The organism is Calothrix anomala FACHB-343, from assembly GCF_014696435.1.
GTDB classification, from domain to species: Bacteria; Cyanobacteriota; Cyanobacteriia; order Cyanobacteriales; family Nostocaceae; genus Aulosira; species Aulosira anomala_A.
Window position 1 is genome coordinate 13,797 of record NZ_JACJQG010000011.1, and the last position, 19,345, is coordinate 33,141.

At 41.1% G+C, this 19,345-nt stretch carries 14 protein-coding genes; 7 read left to right on the top strand and 7 right to left on the bottom strand.

Going from position 1 to position 19,345, the window contains the following annotated elements:
- Nucleotides 1–1,131 carry an ATP-binding response regulator gene (locus tag H6G08_RS08120; RefSeq protein ID WP_190540331.1) on the top strand — a complete coding sequence of 377 codons (1,131 nt, stop codon included), beginning with the start codon at nucleotides 1–3 and terminating at the stop codon, nucleotides 1,129–1,131.
- A 201-nt stretch (nucleotides 1,132–1,332) separates the two neighbouring features.
- Here the strand turns inward: H6G08_RS08120 and H6G08_RS08125 are convergent, their stop codons facing one another.
- Nucleotides 1,333–1,758 (bottom strand): response regulator, encoded by a 426-nt coding sequence (locus H6G08_RS08125; protein ID WP_190540333.1) that lies wholly within the window; start codon nucleotides 1,756–1,758, stop codon nucleotides 1,333–1,335.
- A gap of 692 nt (nucleotides 1,759–2,450) precedes the next feature.
- Here H6G08_RS08125 and H6G08_RS08130 point away from each other — a divergent pair.
- Together H6G08_RS08130 and H6G08_RS08135 are read left to right on the top strand one after the other, a co-directional pair.
- A complete protein-coding gene (locus H6G08_RS08130) occupies nucleotides 2,451–3,653 on the top strand; it encodes an AAA family ATPase (protein ID WP_190540335.1) in 1,203 nt (400 codons plus the stop codon).
- Nucleotides 3,654–3,863: 210 nt separating this feature from the next.
- Entirely contained in the window at nucleotides 3,864–5,126 is a 1,263-nt protein-coding gene (locus tag H6G08_RS08135; RefSeq protein WP_190540337.1) for an AAA family ATPase, read from the top strand.
- 242 nt (nucleotides 5,127–5,368) lie between these two features.
- Here the strand turns inward: H6G08_RS08135 and H6G08_RS08140 are convergent, their stop codons facing one another.
- Together H6G08_RS08140 and H6G08_RS08145 are read right to left on the bottom strand one after the other, a co-directional pair.
- Entirely contained in the window at nucleotides 5,369–5,869 is a 501-nt protein-coding gene (locus tag H6G08_RS08140) for a DUF1648 domain-containing protein (protein WP_190540339.1), read from the bottom strand.
- A gap of 101 nt (nucleotides 5,870–5,970) precedes the next feature.
- Nucleotides 5,971–7,374 carry an aromatic ring-hydroxylating dioxygenase subunit alpha gene (locus H6G08_RS08145; RefSeq protein WP_190540341.1) on the bottom strand — a complete coding sequence of 468 codons (1,404 nt, stop codon included), beginning with the start codon at nucleotides 7,372–7,374 and terminating at the stop codon, nucleotides 5,971–5,973.
- A 323-nt stretch (nucleotides 7,375–7,697) separates the two neighbouring features.
- Here H6G08_RS08145 and H6G08_RS08150 point away from each other — a divergent pair, with 323 nt between their 5' ends.
- Complete coding sequence (locus H6G08_RS08150; protein WP_190540343.1) at nucleotides 7,698–9,893, top strand: tetratricopeptide repeat protein; 2,196 nt, start codon at nucleotides 7,698–7,700, stop codon at nucleotides 9,891–9,893.
- A 360-nt stretch (nucleotides 9,894–10,253) separates the two neighbouring features.
- On the top strand, nucleotides 10,254–13,748 hold the full coding sequence (locus tag H6G08_RS08155; RefSeq protein ID WP_190540345.1) for an NB-ARC domain-containing protein: 3,495 nt from the start codon (nucleotides 10,254–10,256) through the stop codon (nucleotides 13,746–13,748).
- Nucleotides 13,749–14,035: 287 nt separating this feature from the next.
- On the opposite strand, the gene H6G08_RS08160 is transcribed toward H6G08_RS08155, so the two are convergent.
- From H6G08_RS08160 to H6G08_RS08170, 3 genes are all read right to left on the bottom strand, one after another.
- On the bottom strand, nucleotides 14,036–14,302 hold the full coding sequence (locus tag H6G08_RS08160) for a hypothetical protein (protein ID WP_190540347.1): 267 nt from the start codon (nucleotides 14,300–14,302) through the stop codon (nucleotides 14,036–14,038).
- A gap of 114 nt (nucleotides 14,303–14,416) precedes the next feature.
- On the bottom strand, nucleotides 14,417–14,653 hold the full coding sequence (locus H6G08_RS08165) for a hypothetical protein (protein WP_190540349.1): 237 nt from the start codon (nucleotides 14,651–14,653) through the stop codon (nucleotides 14,417–14,419).
- A gap of 59 nt (nucleotides 14,654–14,712) precedes the next feature.
- Nucleotides 14,713–15,120, bottom strand: a complete 408-nt coding sequence (locus tag H6G08_RS08170) for a KTSC domain-containing protein (protein WP_190540351.1) — start codon at nucleotides 15,118–15,120, stop codon at nucleotides 14,713–14,715.
- A gap of 180 nt (nucleotides 15,121–15,300) precedes the next feature.
- Here H6G08_RS08170 and H6G08_RS08175 point away from each other — a divergent pair, with 180 nt between their 5' ends.
- Entirely contained in the window at nucleotides 15,301–17,619 is a 2,319-nt protein-coding gene (locus H6G08_RS08175) for an alkaline phosphatase D family protein (RefSeq protein WP_190540353.1), read from the top strand.
- A 332-nt stretch (nucleotides 17,620–17,951) separates the two neighbouring features.
- Here the strand turns inward: H6G08_RS08175 and H6G08_RS08180 are convergent, their stop codons facing one another.
- On the bottom strand, nucleotides 17,952–18,875 hold the full coding sequence (locus H6G08_RS08180) for a nucleoside hydrolase (RefSeq protein WP_190540354.1): 924 nt from the start codon (nucleotides 18,873–18,875) through the stop codon (nucleotides 17,952–17,954).
- 16 nt (nucleotides 18,876–18,891) lie between these two features.
- Between H6G08_RS08180 and H6G08_RS08185 the strand changes: the two genes are divergently transcribed.
- Complete coding sequence (locus H6G08_RS08185) at nucleotides 18,892–19,323, top strand: nucleoside deaminase (protein WP_190540356.1); 432 nt, start codon at nucleotides 18,892–18,894, stop codon at nucleotides 19,321–19,323.
- Nucleotides 19,324–19,345: the final 22 nt, after the last annotated feature.

Consider the following 19,345-nt stretch of genomic DNA (forward strand, 5'->3'; position numbering starts at 1 on the left):
ATGTCTGTTCGCGAAAATTCTCAAATAGATCGAATTCTGGCTGTAGACGATACTATAGATAATCTTATTTTGGTGCAAACAATTTTAGAAAGCGAAGGCTATGAAATTGATTTAGTATCCGATGGAATGACAGCTCTAGAAAAAGTTGCCGAATCGCCACCAGATTTAATTTTATTAGATGTGATGATGCCAGGAATTGATGGCTATGAAGTCACGCGGCGAATTCGAGAACTGTTAGGTAATAAAAACTATATTCCTATATTGTTAATTACAGCGTTTCACGAATCTAGCGTTGTTGAAGGTTTAGATGTCGGTGCTGATGACTTTATTCGCAAACCATTTGATACAGATGAACTACTAGCCAGAGTGCGATCGCTATTGCGTTTAAAGCACAGTTTGGATGCACAAAAAAAGATGGCGCGTCAACGGGAAGACTTTGTTTCTCGTCTAACTCATGATTTGCGCACACCTTTAGTAGCTGCAGATCGGATGCTGAATTTATTTATGGAAGACACCTTCTGTAAAATTTCGCCAGAAATGAAACAAGCCATTGGCGTGATGATTCGCAGTAATCAAAATTTAATGCAAATGGTAAATACCCTCTTAGAAGTTTCGCGCTTTGAAGCGGGTAAAAAGACTTTAAATTGGGAAAGTTGCAATCTCAAAGAAACAGCGCAAGAAGTAATTAGCGAACTCACTCCTTTAGCGATGGAGAAAAATATCACCCTCAAATTAGATACCCAAGAATTAGATAATTTGGGAGACAAGGCTGGTGTAGTTATGGGTGATAACCTAGAATTACGCCGAGTTTTGAGTAATTTAGTAGGTAATGCAATTAAATTTACAGATACAGGAAGTGTAGAAATTAAGCTTTCAGAACAACCAGATAAACAAGAAAATTCTGATTATTTAACCATTGAGGTAAAAGATACAGGCTATGGTATTGCACCAGAAGATCAAGCCAGTATTTTTGAGCGATTTCGCCAAGGTAGAAATAAACGTTCCGGTAGCGGTTTAGGATTGCATTTATCTCAGCGAATTGTTGAAGCACATGGCGGTACTATTGAACTCAGTTCGGTATTAGGTGAAGGTAGTGTATTTACAGTTCGCTTACCGAAAAATTTAGAATAGTCATTTGTCATTTGTCATTTGTCATTTGTCAGTTGTTAATTTACTAATTAGCCCCTCACGAAAAAATCTCACAACCAAATATGAAAATCTCTCTTCCCTAGCCCCTATCACTACGTATCCAGTAATGGTGATTATGATTGAATGGTAGCTGATTGAGGTTTTAAATTTAAACGCAAAGTTAGGCAAAGAAGGAGTTATGAATTAATGACATGTTTTACTAAGTAATTTGTGAATAACTATTTCTAATTCATCAATCATGTAGGGTTTGCTTAAATAAGCATCAAAACCCGCTTGGAGAATTCTGGCGCGATCCTCTTGGCTAGCTAATGCTGTCACTGCAATAACCGGAATGTGGCGAGTTAAGGGTTCTTGTTTTAAATAGCGCACCATCTCAATACCGTTGATAGTTGGCAATAAAATATCCAACATAATTAAGTCTGGTTGGTACTCTTTTGCTACTACTACAGTATTGATACTGTCTGATTGACAAATGAATCTACAACCCAGCGATTCCAGCGCATAACCCATCAACAATAAATTATCATCATTATCTTCTACTGCTAAAATTAAAGGCTGTTGAGGTTTACGCTGTTTGCGATCGCTTTTTGATGAATGTTTTAAGTACATTTTTGCTCCGGAGGATACAAGTGAGATTCATTGTCTTTCATAAATCACAAAACTATCTATATTGAGAATTAACGCGATAATTTACGCACGCAAAACTGTTTCTCGCTTGAGAAGTTTCCTGATTACTTTAATATGAGAATCTCGAAAAATTAAGCTTCAAACTATAATATTTACCCCTCAATTATATGCAAAATTAAAGAATGTTTTTGGATTTATATCATCAAATCTTTGAATATACAAAAAAGTATATAAATCGTAATTATTAATTACTTGTATTGTTATATACCTTATATTTTTTACACTACAGACTCATTTACATATTTGACATCTATATCTGATTGTAATACAATATATTACATGTAATAACTACTCATAAAAATCTGCACATTTTTTTTAATCTGCCCCTCAGTCAGATCCAACGCGATACTAAAGCAAGAAGCTGTCCTATTATATTTTTGTTAAACTCAATCTCAGCCTTAACTTATATGTAGTCTAACGCAGGTAACTCATCATTGCGTATTAGTCGTTTGAATTTCGCCAGAAAAAAGGACAAAAAATTAAATGACAGTATTAAGCAGTGCTAATTAGAGCCACATTAGCCGAGCGATCGCAATTAGAATATAATAGAAAACCCTGTGCTAAACTTTTACGTCAGCTAAAGATAGCTCACCTACCGCTACAGTGAAAAAGATATGGTTTTTGATGATTTTAGAAATAACGAAGGTAATTCTGCAAATAACAACCGTCAAAACCTTCTGAGTAGCGGTTGGCGTCCATTACAGCGCGACTTTGATTGGGGGTTTTTTTGGCAAGTTCTCTTTCACGATACCCAGGAGTTAACGCAAAAAACTATTAATTTAGCGAGTTATTACGCCGATGCTTTAGGTAGAAGAGATTATAGCTGGTGGGCAAATATCTTAAATGTTGCTTCCGACTATACGCGCGGTGAATTGCAAAAATATTGGAGTTTTATTACACCAGATCCTTTAACGCCAGATAATCGCTATAAAGAAGTTTTAAGTACAGAAACACCAATTAACCAATTTGTCAGCCGCAATAGCATTCCCATTGATTATGTACTCAATCGATTACAAGAAATTACCGTATTGCGAGTTTTAGCATTATTAGAACGTCCCGATATTATTACACAATATTATTCAGAACGAGACTTTTATTTTCCCGTCGATAAATTTATCAGTTGGGAACGAATAGATGTGATTAATACTGTTTATGCTTATTGGGCTAAACATGATATTTGGTTGCAAATAGATCCCTACGATCGCGGACGCAAACAATATACTTTGTTATCTAGAAATATGGCACCGCTAATTAACAAAGCGACTTACAATTTAGCAGTCATGTTAAGCGGTTATCAAAGTCGTGTAGGTAGGGTTCACAGCCAATTTCCGATTCGTACTTTTCCCGCAGATATTCAAAGTTTTACAGACGCAGTTCAGCAATCAATTCTCAATCAAAATCAGTTAGCAGTTGTCGTACATGGCGAACCGGGTACGGGTAAAACCGCATGGACTCAGGCTGTAGCCCAAGAAATTTTAGTACCTTTAGGCTATGTAATTTTTATTTTGGATCATGATGCCATTACAAATTTTGTTCCGCCTAGTTATTTAGAACAAATTTGCATCATTATTAATGAAGCAGATAACCTAGCCCAAAATCGTGCTTACGAAGTCGCCCAATATAATAATAAAACCGAACATATTCTGAGTTTATTAGATGGCACTTTGTACCAAAGCATCATTGATGAATCTGGGATGCAAATGAAGCAGCGTTTAGTAGTATTGATGACTTGTAATACTACAGAAAGATTAGATCCGGCGATGTTACGCAAGGGTAGAGTTGATTTAATTTATGAGTTTACACAAAAATTTGTATAAGTAAGCGTGAAAATTTTTCTTCTTAGTCAATAGTCATTTGTTAGAGACGCGATTGTTAGAGACGCGATTGTTGGAGACGCGATTGTAGAGACGCGATTAATCGCGTCTCTACAAGAGTCAACATTTTTTTGGTAAATACCTGCGATTCCGGAATTAATGCGGAATATTGTGTATTAGTTAATAAATTTAATTAAAAAGTAATAAATCAGCATGAATATTCAACAATTGATTACAGAATCATTGAGTTTGCCGATTAATGCGATCGCATATCATATTAGTCAAGAATTAGCCGCGATTTATCCCCGGAAATTTCTCTTAGAAGGTAACGATAGTACATTCAATTTAGAAAAATACGCCCAGGCTAATCTCTGCCAAATTCAACATCATGCTTCCATTCATAACCAAATTTTAACTAGTTGGGATGGCATGGAAAATCAGCTATATAAATATACAGAAAATGCTGAATTTATGGTGAAATGGCAAGGACAGCAATTTGATGTATTATTAATGAGTTGGCAAGAAGGCTATTGTAAAACTAGATATTACTGGATTTTGGCTCATAATCAAGAATTAGCAGAAAAATTTTTTACGGCTGTTTGTGATTGGAATTCAGAAATTCGTGAAGAGGTTTTAGTTTTTGAAGATGGCTATTGGAATAAAAACCCCGAACTATTTCAATCGATTAAAACAGCTACTTTTGATAATTTAATTTTGCATGGGAATCTTAAACAAGATATTCAAGATGACTTGAGTAACTTTTTTGCTTCCCAAGCAACCTATGCAGCTTATGATATTCCTTGGAAACGAGGAATTTTATTTATTGGTGCGCCGGGAAACGGGAAAACTCATACAGTCAAAGCTTTAATTAATCTCATGCAAAAGCCTTGTCTGTATGTTAAGAGTTTTAAATCTGAGTATGATACTGATAGCGAAAATATTCGCAAAGTATTTAAACAAGCGAGACAGTCTGCACCCTGTATTTTAGTCTTAGAGGATTTAGATTCGCTGTTAACCGACGAAAATCGTTCTTTCTTTCTCAATGAACTTGATGGTTTTGCGGCTAACGAGGGAATTGTCACCATTGCTAGTACCAATCACCCAGAAAGGCTAGATCCAGCAATTCGCGATCGCCCTAGTCGTTTCGATCGCAAGTATCACTTCGATTTACCAGATAACTCGGTAAGACAAGCTTATATTACCATGTGGAGCGATCGCTTAAAACCAGAGATGCGTCTATCACCACAAGCCGTAACTCAGATAGCATCTATGACAGATGGCTTTTCTTTCGCCTATCTCAAAGAATTGTTTCTTTCATCAATGATTAATTGGATGGGTAACATGTCAACTAATGGGATAGAAGCAATTATGGTGACACAAATTGCAATTTTAAGAGAACAAATGGAGAGTAAAAACACCAGCAGCGAATCTACAGAAGAGACAGAAGCCGCTCGTAAATCAATACGGTTCCGTTAAGGATAAATGTAGGTTGGGTTGTAGCTTGCTTCCCCGAAGGGGTACGAAGTGAAACCCTACAAAGCGCCGAAAATGTTGGGTTACCCTGCGGGAAGCCGCTCCGCGTCTACGTTCCTCAACCCAACCTACGCCTATATATGAAAGGGAAGAGAGAAATAACTCTTTCAAATCAAAGTGTAGAAGACGCAATTAGAAGGAAATTCAATGACAAATGACAAATGACAAATGACACCTATACTTAATTAACGCCCTACAAAAGATTGAAAAAACCAATATGCGATCGTTCCGAAAATAATAATTAAAGATACAGGTAAAAACCAGATGCCTAAATGAGGTGTTTCTGTATTAGCTAAGTAAAATATTTGCCATTCAATATAAGCAAATAACCAAATCATTTCAGTTTTCAACCAATTTAACATTGAGCAGGCAATGTGATATTGACGCAGTGCATTTTCTTGTGTAATTTGCACTGCATAATTAAATGTCTGGGGATAGCGACTGATAACTGTTAGCATCCCATAGATTAATAAACTTAATAAGGGGAACAGCCAGAGAAAGTTTTTACTCCCCCAGCCGTTAGCTTTACCATCAACTCCGAAATGGATGGGTATAGTCTCTGGTAATGCAAACCAAGCATGAATTGCAGTACCAAACAATGCAACTATTCCCGCGATCGCAATCCAATTGAGCATTTTTGCTTGTTGAGTCTGGGGAGGGATAAAAACAGGTCTTTGATAAGTCATTATAGCTCCATTGTATCGGCTAATTGTGTTTATAATTTAGCCTTTAATGGTTGGTAATGTCTTGGGCTTGTTACAGAGATTTAAGATACTATCATATTCTCTTATGAGAGAGATTTACTAGGGCGATCGGCGTAAACCTTAATGATAGGTAAACCGCCTTGAGGAATGCTGGTAAAAAATTGTTGTTTTAAGTTATCAATGAAGTATGAACCAAGCAAACTGATGATTGATAAAATTGTGGTGAATAGGGCAAACTTGGCGGGTATACTGATGATGATTAACGCTAATGTTAACAGCGCTAATAATCCTGAAACTCGTTGTAAAATTGCTTGGACTTTGTCGAGTAAAATCACAGAACGGCGACAATTAGGACAAAATTTTGTATGTCTATGCCATCTGTCATAAAGTTGTTCATTATCGATATTTTTGACAGTGGTTTCTAGATTATCTTGCCAACTAGGCGCACCGCCAGCAAATTCATCGAGCCATTTTCTAAAAGTGACAATACCCAAATCAGCCGGAGAAGGCATAAAATATGCTTTCTGCCATTTTTTATTTAGAGAAGTTTCAATCATTTCTTGGGAATGCATGACTGTTAAATCTTGATCGCTTACCTTATAGCTTAATAAATGCTGTAATCCTATTTGCAAATAGTTTGGCAGTAAAGATAACCAAGATTTTTTCTTAACTGTATTACCTCCAATAATAAACTTAACAATATGCCTACATTGTCCGGGTTTGGTAGGTACAAAATATAATTGAAATATATGATTTTTACCATTAGCGTAACGGTAAATTGTGGTATTGGCACAAGGAGGTGTGAAATTCCTAGTAGCTTCCATATCTTGATTGAGAAGATTGTAGCCAGAATGTTTGAGATGAAAACCTGCATCGGCAGACATTTCACCTACTAATGAAAACTCTTTTATGGGTACTGCTGTTTCGGGAGAATAATAACCGCTTCCTTCATGTAAATATTGTGCGTGTGAAGGGTCAAAAGTACTTTCAACTGAGACAGTGTAACCTACAGGAACTTCTGTCATATGCCAATCCATAAATGATTTATCTGGATCGCATTCTGGGATGGTGGCAGGATTTTTTAATTGACAATCTTCAAAGGCTGTGGCGCTATCATCAGGCCAAATCCATAATAAACCTTGCAGCACTTGTGTAGGATAAGTTTTAACGTGAGACCTTAAACTATTACAAGCAATTTCTTTGGCATTACCTGTTAACATGGGTACATTAGTGCATTGACCTTCATTGTTAAAAGTCCATCCATGATGTCTACACATTAAGTTGCCATCTTCGTTAATTCTTCCTAAAGATAGTTGTGCTAGTTTGTGAGGACAATAATCATCCATGACGATCCATTGCTGATGATTATCTTGCCAAATTACGAGTTTTTTACCAAGTAGGGTGACGGGATTGGGACTATTACTATCGAGATAACTTAATGGGCTAATGGGATACCATTGTTTAGTCCAAGAAAATTGTGTTTCCATCAGCGAAATCCAAAAAAATTCATTAATTAGCAACTCTACACATTTCAATTTAGCGTAGAGTGTTTATTTGTGGAGATTTATGGAAGATTTAGGAATTATGAACCGCCAAGACGCCAAGGACGCCAAGGAAGAGAGCAGTATAATTGAGAGAGAAAAATGCACTTAATGCTTTTAGAACATAAGGAACTGAAAAAAACTCTGCGTACCTACCCTGCGGGAAGGCGAAGCGCCTATGCGTTAACCTTAGCGCACCTTTGCGTTCAATATAGATGTTATAGATTGGAGAAGGTACGCCGCTTGCAAAACTAACAATGGATAGGGATATGAAAAGCAAACATCCAGCCGTCTACGCTTTAGTTTTACAGAGCGTTCTCGTGTTTTCGCCTTTGCTGCTGTCTCCTGGTAAAATCAATGGGCAAACTGTACCTGCTGTATCGTCTGGTGTGGCTCCTGCTCCGGTATTATCTAATCAGGAACGGGAAGAATTGGCTGGATTGCTGGCGCAACGGCGGATTCAAGATGCAACCCAATCTGATGTTCAGCGTAATTTTAATCAGACTACCATGCCCTTGAATATCTGGATAGTATTATTAAGCTTATTTCCTGTCGCCACAATAGTTTTACTGTGGCTATTGCGTGGATTAATTATCCGCGAAGTTGTGAATAAGGCAATGTCACAGATAGAAGGTGTAGAAAGTTTGCAAACTCAGCTAAATGCAGTGAAGCAAGAAGCTGAAAATGCAATTCAAGCGGTGCAAAAGATTACTCAAGATTTGGGGACAGAGGTTGAGAGTTTGCAAGCGAAGATTAAAAGCGAGCAAGAAAATTTATCGGCGATTAATTCTGATTTTACGGCGAAGCAAGCAAGTATTTTAAATCAGTTAGATACGGAAGTTAAAGTTATTCAAGGGAAATTAGAAAATATAGATACGGAATTTGCAAGTCAATTAGGGCAATTACTGGCAAATGCCCAAAGTCAAAGTAATTTTACTATTGAAAATTTAAGCAAAATAGAATCTGATTTATCGCAGCAATTATCAGAAATACTATTAAAAGTAGAACAGCAAAAAGATAGCACGTTAGCAAGTTTAAATACATCTCAGGCGGAATTTACAGGAAATTTAGCGGGTTTACAGGCTGATACGCAGCAAGAAAAAGATATAGTGGTTGAGAAAATTACGAGTTTAGCAGCAGAAGCGGCGAATAAAATATCTGAGTCGCAAGCAGAGGTTGGACAGCAGAAAGATGCAAGTTTGGTGAATATTGCTGAATTAGAAAGTGCTTTGAAAATAGAAGCAGTAAATAAAATATCTGAGTTACAAGCAGAAGTTGGACAGCGAAAAGATGCAAGTTTGGTGAATATTGCTGAGTTAGAAAGTGGCTTGAGAACGCAAATCACAGAATTACAAGCTAATAGTCAACAGCAAAAATCTGCTCTTTTTGCTGATTTACAAAAATTACAAGCAGAATTTACTAGTAACTTGGCTGAGTTACTGGAAGATGTGCAAAAACAAAAAGATTTAATTATTGAGACTTTAGAAAAATCTGGTTCGGAATTTACTTCGCAATTTTCGGAATTACAGGTAAATGCACAACAGCAGAAAATTCTGATTTTAGAAAAGCTGGAAAGATTAGAAACGGAATTTGTCTCCCAGCTTTCGGAATTGCAATTTGATGCACAACAACGCAAGGATTCTATTTTAGAAGAACTGACGGAAATTAAACAGCCATCGGTAATTGAAATTGAGGCGAAAAAATTAGAACCGTTACAATCTCCTAAGCCAGAAACCTCGTCTATCACAGAAGATGTAGAGGTTAGCGTTGCCGACGATGAATATTTGACAAGGGGAGATGTGCTGTTTGGCGAAAAACGGTATTTAGAAGCGATCGCACTTTACAATCAAGCAGTGGAAACCCAGCCAGATAACGCCACAGCTTGGTTTAAACAAGGTTTAACTCTCGCTAGGTTGAAACGCTACCAAGACGCGATCGCATCCTATGATAAAGCATTGAAAATTAATCCCAACGATCATCAAGCATGGTGCGATCGCGGTGTGGCTTTGGGGTATTTACGCAAACATCAACAAGCTTTTGTATCATTTAATCAAGCGACGAAAGTTAAACCCGATGACGCTGTAGCCTGGATGAATCGCGGTTTAGCCTTGATTGAGTTAGAAGAATACGACGAAGCGATCGCATCTTTTGACAAAGCCATTGAAATTAAACCATCACCCAAAGCTTGGGATAAACGCGGCTATAGTTTGGTAAGGTTGGGAAGAGATGACGAAGCGATCGCATCTTTTGACAAAGCATTAGCACTCAAACCCGATTATGCAGTTGCTTTTTACAATAAAGCCGCCTGTTACGCACTGCAAAAACAAGTGGAATTAGCTGTAGAAAATCTCCAGCAAGCGATTAACTTGAATCCGCGATATCAGGAAGAAGCAGCGACAGATATTGATTTTGATGATATTGCAGATGAGCCGGCTTTTAGGGAATTGCTTGGTAAACCAGAGTAAAAACTCTTTAATTCTCACTCATCCCGCAATCCCGCCGTCACCCTAGAAGGGTGCGGCTAATTGAACAAAGCCTGCCTTCGCAGGCTAACGAAAATTCCAGCCTGCGAAGGCTGGCTTTGTAACGTTAGCCCCAGGCTTCTAGCCTGCGGGCGGTATATCGGGTATGCGAGAGAACTGTTTGTATCTGTATTCAGGGGTAAAACCTACCATTCACCAAATGCGTTCTCTGCAATTTGTTTTTTCTCACGCAGAGGCGCAGAGGAGAAAGCCAAAGTATCCTCTTCCCCATGCCCAATGCCCAATGCCCAATGCCCAATGCCCATCATGTATACTTAAAAACAGCACATCCCAACCCCGGCAATGACGAAACGACAGCGATTGGAACAACAGCGAGATACCCTTCAAGCCGACTGGGATCGGAGAAATAAGAAGTTAACGCAGTTGCGGCTGGCTTTCGCAATTGAGGCTGGGGTTGCTGTTAAGTTTCAGTTAGAACAACAAATCCAAGATGAGGAAACAGAACTCAAACGCTTGGAGCAGGAATTAGATACAATCGAGCAAGCTCTTTCTCAGACGAATTTTGACCCTGATCGCCAAGCTTTAGGTAATCTTACCAACGTCCCAGAATTACCACCGCACTTTTTACCCCGTGAAGAAGAACTTACACCCTTAAAACAGAAAGTATTATCTTCAACAAAGCAACCTGTGGGTATTACAGGGAAAAGTCGCCGTGTTGGTGTGCAAGGAATGGGCGGAATTGGGAAAACAGTCTTAGCTACAGCCTTAGCGCGGGATGAAGAAGTGAGAAAGGCGTTTCCTGATGGAGTGTTGTGGGTAACATTTGGACAAACGCCTCAAATTTTAACTTGGCAATCCTATCTTGCTCAAGCGTTGGGTGAGAAGCAAGCGGCTTTTACCGAGGTGGGATTGGCGAAAGCGCGGTTGCGGGAGTTGTTTGCCGAGAAAGCTTGCTTGCTGATTTTGGATGATATCTGGCGTTTGGATGATGCGACGGCGTTTGATGTGTTGGGGGAACGCTGTCAGATGTTAATTACTACCCGTGATGGGGCGATAGTCACGGGGTTGGGCGGGGAAGAATATCAGCTGGCAATTTTAGGTAAACAACAGGCGTTAGAACTGTTGGCGAATTGGGCAAATCAACCGGAGATATTGCAACCCAGCCCGCAAAATGATGTTACTTTGCAGGTTGCGCGGGAATGTGGATATTTGCCCTTAGCATTAGCGATGGTTGGCGCGATGATGCGGGGGAAACCTGCAAATCGCTGGCAGAATATTTTAGAAAAACTCCGCAGTGCTGATTTAGAGAAAATCAAACAACAGTTTCCCGATTATCCTTATCCAGATTTACTCAAAGCTATTGCTGTTAGTGTGGCGGCTTTGGATGAGAATTGCCAACAGCGATATTTAGATTTTGCGGTATTTCCCGAAGATACACCCATACCCGAAGCAGTTTTGCAGATTTTTTGGCAACCCTTGGGGTTAGATGAGTTTGATAGCCAAGATGTCATTGATGAATTGGTGAGTAAATCTCTGGCTTTGCGGGATGAAGCGGGAAATTTGCGGTTGCATGACTTGCAGTTTGATTATGTGAGGAAGCAGTACACGACTTTAGCAAAGGAAAGTCAGGGGATAGGAGTTTTACACAATCGGCTGTTAAATGCTTACAGCGAAAAATACCCCGAAGGCTGGCATAGTTTAGCAAATGACGGTTATATTTTGCAGAATTTAGCCTATCATTTGCTGGCGGGGGGAAGGGATGGGGAATTACAACAACTGCTGTGTGATTTTCGCTGGTTGCAGGGGAAGTTGGAGAACATCAATATCAATGCTTTGCTAGCAGATTATGATTTTTTGCCCCAAGATGAGAATTTACAGTTAATTCAAGGTGCGTTGAGGCTGGCGGCACATATTTTAAATGAGGATAAACAGCAATTGGCGGGGCAATTATTAGGGCGGTTGCTGAGTTTTGAAAGAGAAGAAATTCAAAGATTGTTAAACCAGGCGCAGCAATGCAAAACTCCTGGCTTGCTTCCGCAAACAGCCAGTTTAACTTCCCCCGGCGCTTCCTTAGTACGTACTTTAGTAGGTCATAGTAACTCGGTAAATACAGTTGCCCTGAGTACTGATGGCAAGTATGCGATTTCTGGTTCCGATGACAAGACTCTCAAAGTCTGGAATTGGCAAACTGGTGAACTACTGCGGACTCTAGTTGGTCATAGTGACTCGGTAAATGCAGTCGCCCTGAGTGCTGATGGCAAGTACGTGATTTCTACTTCCCGTGACACCACCCTCAAAGTCTGGAATTGGCAAACTGGTGAACTACTGCGGACTCTAGTTGGTCATAGTCGCTCAGTAAATGCAGTCGCCCTGAGTGCTGATGGCAAGTATGCAATTTCTGGTTCCGATGACACCACCCTCAAAGTCTGGAATTGGCAAACTGGTGAACTACTGCGGACTCTAGTTGGTCATAGTGGCTCGGTAAGTGCAGTCGCCCTGAGTGCTGATGGCAAGTACGCAATTTCTGGTTCCTTGGACAACACCCTCAAAGTCTGGAATTGGCAAACTGGTGAACTACTGCGGACTCTAGTTGGTCATAGTGGCTCGGTAAGTGCAGTCGCCCTGAGTGCTGATGGCAATTACGCGATCTCTGGCTCCTTGGATAACACCCTCAAAGTCTGGAATTGGCAAACTGGTGAACTACTGCGGACTCTAGTTGGTCATATTAGCTCGGTAAGAGCAGTCGCCCTGACTCCAGAGGGCAAATACATAATTTCTGCTTCCCATGACACCACCCTCAAAGTCTGGAATTGGCAAACTGGTGAACTACTGCAGACTCTAGTTGGTCATAGTGACTGGGTAAGAGCAGTTGCCCTGACTGCTAATGGCAAGTACGCGATTTCTGCTTCCCGTGACACCACCCTCAAAGTCTGGAATTGGCAAACTGGTGAACTACTGCGGACTCTAGTTGGTCATAGTAGCTCGGTAAGAGGAGTCGCCCTAACTGCTAATGGCAAGTACGCGATTTCTGCTTCCCGTGACACCACCCTCAAAGTCTGGAATTGGCAAACTGGTGAACTACTGCGGACTCTAGTTGGTCATAGTGACTGGGTAAGAGCAGTCGCCCTGACTGCTAATGGCAAGTACGCGATTTCTGGCTCCGATGACAAGACTCTCAAAGTCTGGAATTGGCAAACTGGTAAACTACTACGTACCATAGAAGGTCATAGTTACTCGGTAAGAGCAGTCACCCTGACTCCTGATGGCAAGTACGTGATCTCTGGTTCCTTAGACAACACCCTCAAAGTCTGGAATTGGCAAACTAGTAAACTACTGCGTACCATAGAAGGTCATACTTACTGGGTAAATGCAGTCGCCCTGACTCCTGATGGCAAATACGCGATTTCTGCTTCCCATGACACCACCCTCAAAGTCTGGAATTGGCAAACTGGTGAACTACTACGTAGCATAAAAGGTCATAGTAGCTCGATATATGCGCTTGCCCTGACTCCTGATGGCAAATACGCGATTTCTGCTTCCCATGACACCACCCTCAAAGTCTGGAATTGGCAAATTGGTGAACTACTGCGTACTATAGAAGGTCATAGTGACTCGGTAAATGCAGTCGCCCTGACTCCTGATGGCAAATACGTGATTTCTGGTTTTGTTGACAACACCCTCAAAGTCTGGAATTGGCAGACTGGGGAAGAAATCGCCACTTTCACAGGGGAAAGTGCAATATATTGCTGTGCTGTTGCATCTGATGGGGCGAAAATTGTTGCTGGCGATGCATTAGGGCGGGTGCATTTTTTGCGCTTGCAAGTCACAAAAGAGTAATTCGTAATTAAGAAATGCGGATTTTGTTTGAGTCAGTTGTGGCGAATGGGGATAATATAGAGTCCGGTTAGATAATTGTAATTGCCAGCCAAGAAATATCCAATTAAAAACATACCCAAATTGTAGGGGCACGGCATCCAAAGACTTTCGGTGAGACAGATATCTTATCGGTGCCGTGCCCCTACAGGGCGAATCATTGATTTTTTGGTATTATCCAAGCAAAACAAGCCGCGAATTGTGCGATCGCCTGTTTTAATTTCCTTCTCATCACCATCACTGTTGCTAATTCACTCATCAGTCGCCATCAAAGTGCGAGCGCTCTTGCTAATTTTCTCACCTTTCCAGCAAAAAGCCGCAACGTTGAAGATAAAAACCGCAATTTTCCGCATCAAAGCCGCAACGTTGAGGCTAAAAGGTGCAACTTCCAAGATAAAAGCTGCAACGTTGAGGCTAAAAGGTGCAACTTCCAAGATAAAAGCTGCAACGTTCGAGATAAAAGGTGCAACTTCCAAGATAAAAGCTGCAATGTTGAGGATAAAAGGCGCAAGCTTCATGCTTTGAAGTGCAAATTCCACCTTCAGAGGTTCAACAGTTGGTGATTTTTCCCGGCGAATTATGTTATTTCGGTCATATAACCTTACCCGTAGGCGGATGAGGGTTTAGCAGTGCTAAACCCCTACGCAAAATTTATCTGAAGGGCGATGTTTGGCAAATGCGATCGCATAATTAATCTCCACATCTATCTTCGTCACAAATCCTACCACCCCACGTAGGGGCATGGCACTGCCATGCCCTCTTCGCCCCCACGCAAAATCTATCTGGGCGAAATTTTGACCAAATGCGATCGCATAATTGATCTCCACATCCATCTTCGTCTCAAATCCTACCACCCCACGTAGGGGCATGGCACTGCCATGCCCCCATAACTTACATCACATCACCGACAATTCCTATATTGAAAATCTCAATCTATCCGTTCGCAGTCAAATTGCCCTTTAATATAGTCGTTATAAAAGCTACCAATAGAATCAGCCGAGTAAAAATCCTCCCAAGTCTCCTCATCTACCCCAAAATACTCATAAACTGCCCCATTCTTAAACTCAACTTGCAAAGTTTGCTCGTGACTATCGTAAGCAATGCTAGCCGCCATTGAAGAACTCACAGGTAACAGCGCAATTGGTTCTTCATATTCCGGAAACACCACAGGTTCGGCAACAATCTCGTTGAGTTCTACCAACCCCTCAAAAGCTTGAACTGGTGCGGGAATCTCTAAAAGTTCTATTTCCTCGCCGCGATCGAGCAATAATTGTAAATGTCCGTCAGAATGAGCGATCGCAATTAGGCTACTCAAGTCCATTTTTGATAGTCTCATTAAATTTGCTCTCCTGTGGGCGTAGAAATGTTATTTTTCGGTTGATAGGATTAAATTCTGCTGCAAAATCGCACCGCTTATTAGTACATTTGTATCATACAAGCGGTTGATCGTCAAGACTTTGCAGTGAGAAATACCTACTGTCGTACTCCGGTTTTCACAAGGCTGGCATAGTTGGCAATGAACAACCCATTTGGAGAAAAATTTTTACAAGAATTGCCGCTAATTCTGGCGGGGCCTATCTTGCAGCATACAGAATCAGACGCCGTTACAGTCTGGATAGCGCTGAAACGTCCTTGTGAGGTGGTACTCCAGGTTTATGACACAGCAAATCGCGGTGAGTTAATTACAAATCTGCTCTTTGAGGGAAGACGCCGGACTTTTGCCCTGGGAAAATTCCTGCATATTGTCGCTGTCACGGCGGAATCTGCGGGTAGTCATTTATTAAGTAGCGATCGCATCTATGCCTACGACTTACAATTTATTGAATCTTCCACCCAGCAGCAAACATTAGCCACAGCTTTATGTTCTCGCCGCTTTCCCGCCGTTAATATCAGCTATTTCGACCATCAAAAACCCACCTTTGCCCTCCCCCCCACCGATTTACAAGATTTACGCATCGTGCATGGTTCCTGTCGCAAACCTCACGGTGATGGTTTTGATGCGTTACCGATTCTCGATTGCTTAATTGAGTCCGCCGCTAACCAGCCAAACAAACGACCCCATCAGCTTTTCCTGACAGGCGACCAAATTTATGGTGATGATGTCGCCGATCCCCTGTTGTGGGTGTCTAGTCAGTTAGGGGATGCGCTGTTAGGTTGGGAGGAAAGGTTACCCGTCACCCAGTACACAGCCGCCGATCCGAGTTATTACACCCCCAAGCAATTACTTCCCGGATATCGTGCAGATATCGCCACACACCAAGCTGGTTTCACCGCCGGCTTGCATAATAAAACCGCCAAAGTTAGCAGTCACCTGCTGAGTTTAGGTGAATATTACGCATCTTATATATTGTCATGGTCGCCCGCCTGCTGGCCGAGTAGCATACCCCAAGGACACGAGGTAATGCATGGACATCGAGTCAGCCGCCGTTGGGATAAAGAAGTGCGGGACATGCAGCAATTTACCCATACCCTGTGGAAAGTGCGGCGGGCGCTGGCGAACGTTCCCATGTATAGTATTTTCGATGACCATGATGTCAGCGACGACTGGAACCTCAACCAAGCTTGGTGTCTGCGGGTTTTAGGACAGCCCTTGGGACGGAGAACAGTGCAAAATGCTTTATTAGCCTATGCAGTGTTTCAAGCTTGGGGAAACACACCCAAGCAATTTGCAGCCGGTCAACCAGGGGAGAGATTATTACAAGCGGCGGCGGATTGGTCTGCATCTGGGGGAATGAATGGTGCGGTGGAAAATGCGATCGCCCGTTATTTAGGAATGCCGCCCATCAATCCCAGTACAAACTTGCCGGAATTTGTGCAATATGATGCAGTCTTAGTTCTCGACCGTGCCCCAGAAGCCTTGACCTGGCATTATACAATCCGTAGTTTTTGCCATGAAGTCATAGTTTTAGATACACGCACTTGGCGCGGTTACCCTGCCGACCAAAAACCCATCGCGCCGCCAATGCTGCTATCACCGCCAGCCTTTAGCCAGCAACTATCCCAGCCTTTAGAACAAGTAAATCATAAACCAAAAGGGCGATCGCAACTGCAAGCTACATTTGTGATTGCACCGACCAACTTATTTGGGTTAGAAGTAATAGATTGGATTCATCACTGGCATTTAAAAAGAGATAAAGTTTATGGTGTCGATGTCGGCGATGCATGGAACATTAATTACGAAGCATTAGCAAAATTTCTCACCACATTATTTGAACAACGCCGCCAAGTAATAGTCTTATCTGGAGACATTCATTACAGTTCTGTTGTCCGGTTAACTTATACCCGAAAATCTTTAGGTTCCGAGAAAAAATCTGTATTAGTGCAACTAACAGCCAGCGCCTTTAAAAACGAAGAAAAAATTACAGAAATCATTCATACCAGACTCAAACAATGGCTGTTACCAGAAAAAAATCGTCAATGGATAGGCTGGAATAATCCCCCATATATGCTAGAAATTTCTAGCAAAAAATCCTACCGCAAATCTCTCTCACATCGTCCCCCCGAATGGCATGGTTTAATGGAATGGGTTCACCGTAAAATCACCAAAACTGCTGAGTTTGGTCATAATATTTCCTGGCTAATGACCGCCGAACAACATGCGAGAAACCTAAAATGGGAACTATTCCAGTATTTAACCTTTTGGAAACTACCCTGGTTTCAAGATGGACGAGAAGTTATAGGTTTAAATAATTTAGCCTTAGTCCATTTTGAAATAGATAATAATAATTCTTCCAAAGTCATCCAAGATTTATATTGGTTTTCTACTTGGTATCCCATCGAAATTGTTTACAGCCGCTTTGAAAGCGAACTCAGCCATTCTCGATTATCAATATAAGTAGGCGGTGCAATTAAACATAACTGGCTAGGGCTGTCATTTGTCATTTGTCATTTGTCATTTGTCATTGGTAAGGGTTTCAAGCCAATATTGGACTGTCTAGCCTTAAATATTGCAATAAATTTCTTCTTCTCTCTCTGTGTTCTCTGCGCCTCTGCGGTTTATTAATGCACTATTTTAACCTTGACACGCTGGTATACTCAACTTTGGTGCGTTGCGCTGCGCGACAACACACCCTACTAATTCTTCTTTTCTCTTGGCGTCCTTGGCGTCTTGGCGGTTCATTAAATATTAATTACATCATCATAGCGAAATGGTATAACTTCAAAAATTCATCTCGCCCATTGCTGCGAAATATAACTATAAAAAGCCTCCTTATCCACCTTATCCATTGCATAAATCTTCCTCCCACCGGCAACAACTTTCGTCCGTCCTTGACTAACACCATTACTAATAATTTCCGTTTCCCACTCACGTAATTGATAAAATTCTGGATGTCCTAAATAAGCCGTTGCTAACACATCCCAACAATAATAATCTTGAGGAATAACTAAGGCATAACATTGTCCCACCAAATCAGAAATAGGAAATTGGCGTTGTCTTCCCATTTTGCGCACCATCTCTGATGTCATCGGTACATTATTAGTTAAATCCAAAGGACACATAATAATTTCAATTTGACTTTTCCAAACTCGCGCAGCAGAAACAGCATCCCAATAAGCATTCCATTCCGCAGTACCATCTTGTCCTGGTTCCCAATTTTTCTCAATATTTCCCGGAACATTTAACGCACCCCCCATCCAGACAATTTTGCTAATTTTCGCCTCAATATCTGGCGCTTTATCTAACGCTACAGCTACATTCGTCAACGGCCCGGTTACCATTAGCGTAACTGCTTCCGTAGCTTCACGCAAAACCTTCACCATAAAATCTTGGCCTGTTTCTTCTACCAAAGCTGTCTGAATATTGTCATTTTGATTGAGAATTGGTAGATGATCGACAACATAAGAATCACGACGATAAAGATAAGGAAAAGCATTAATTCCCCGCACCGTGCTTTCTGCAACCGGGATATGTGAAAATCCCATCAAGTCTAAAATTTTCCTTGTAGCACTCACAGCAGGTTGCACATAGCAATCAGCAGGTGTCACCACAATACCGAGTAATTCCACATGATCCATAGTCAGCAATAGCATAGTTGCTAGATAATCATCTACACCGCCATCGTGATCCATTAAGACAAGTTGTTTAGACATAGCTGGAGGATTAATCATGGATGAATTTATGCAAGCTGCGATTCAAGAAGCAAGACAAGGTAGACAAGAAGGCGGAATTCCCATTGGTTCAGTACTGGTCAAAGATGGCAAAATTGTTGGTAGAGGACACAACAAGCGGGTACAAGATAGCGATCCCGTTACCCACGCCGAAATTGACTGTCTGCGCAACGCTGGCAGAATAGGTAATTACAGAGGTACAACACTCTATTCCACCTTAATGCCATGCTACTTATGCGCTGGTGCAGTCGTGCAATTTGGCATCAAAAAAGTCATCGCTGGAGAATCGAGAACTTTTCCTGGTGCTAAAGAGTTTATGATATCTCACGGCGTCGAAGTCGTTGACCTGGGATCGGATGAATGCGAACAAATGATGAGTGAGTTTATCGAAACTAATCCCGAACTTTGGAATGAGGATATTGGGAAGTAGAGACAAGGGTTCATCGTGTCTC

What these genes read in the sequence shown, in the direction of transcription:
- H6G08_RS08120 (WP_190540331.1), top strand. Translation starts at nt 1, where the DNA reads ATGTCTGTTCGCGAAAATTCTCAAATAGATCGAATTCTGGCTGTAGAC.
- H6G08_RS08125 (WP_190540333.1), bottom strand. Translation starts at nt 1,758, where the DNA reads ATGTACTTAAAACATTCATCAAAAAGCGATCGCAAACAGCGTAAACCT.
- H6G08_RS08130 (WP_190540335.1), top strand. Translation starts at nt 2,451, where the DNA reads ATGGTTTTTGATGATTTTAGAAATAACGAAGGTAATTCTGCAAATAAC.
- H6G08_RS08135 (WP_190540337.1), top strand. Translation starts at nt 3,864, where the DNA reads ATGAATATTCAACAATTGATTACAGAATCATTGAGTTTGCCGATTAAT.
- H6G08_RS08140 (WP_190540339.1), bottom strand. Translation starts at nt 5,869, where the DNA reads ATGACTTATCAAAGACCTGTTTTTATCCCTCCCCAGACTCAACAAGCA.
- H6G08_RS08145 (WP_190540341.1), bottom strand. Translation starts at nt 7,374, where the DNA reads ATGGAAACACAATTTTCTTGGACTAAACAATGGTATCCCATTAGCCCA.
- H6G08_RS08150 (WP_190540343.1), top strand. Translation starts at nt 7,698, where the DNA reads ATGAAAAGCAAACATCCAGCCGTCTACGCTTTAGTTTTACAGAGCGTT.
- H6G08_RS08155 (WP_190540345.1), top strand. Translation starts at nt 10,254, where the DNA reads ATGACGAAACGACAGCGATTGGAACAACAGCGAGATACCCTTCAAGCC.
- H6G08_RS08160 (WP_190540347.1), bottom strand. Translation starts at nt 14,302, where the DNA reads ATGAAGCTTGCGCCTTTTATCCTCAACATTGCAGCTTTTATCTTGGAA.
- H6G08_RS08165 (WP_190540349.1), bottom strand. Translation starts at nt 14,653, where the DNA reads ATGCCCCTACGTGGGGTGGTAGGATTTGAGACGAAGATGGATGTGGAG.
- H6G08_RS08170 (WP_190540351.1), bottom strand. Translation starts at nt 15,120, where the DNA reads ATGAGACTATCAAAAATGGACTTGAGTAGCCTAATTGCGATCGCTCAT.
- H6G08_RS08175 (WP_190540353.1), top strand. Translation starts at nt 15,301, where the DNA reads ATGAACAACCCATTTGGAGAAAAATTTTTACAAGAATTGCCGCTAATT.
- H6G08_RS08180 (WP_190540354.1), bottom strand. Translation starts at nt 18,875, where the DNA reads ATGTCTAAACAACTTGTCTTAATGGATCACGATGGCGGTGTAGATGAT.
- H6G08_RS08185 (WP_190540356.1), top strand. Translation starts at nt 18,892, where the DNA reads ATGGATGAATTTATGCAAGCTGCGATTCAAGAAGCAAGACAAGGTAGA.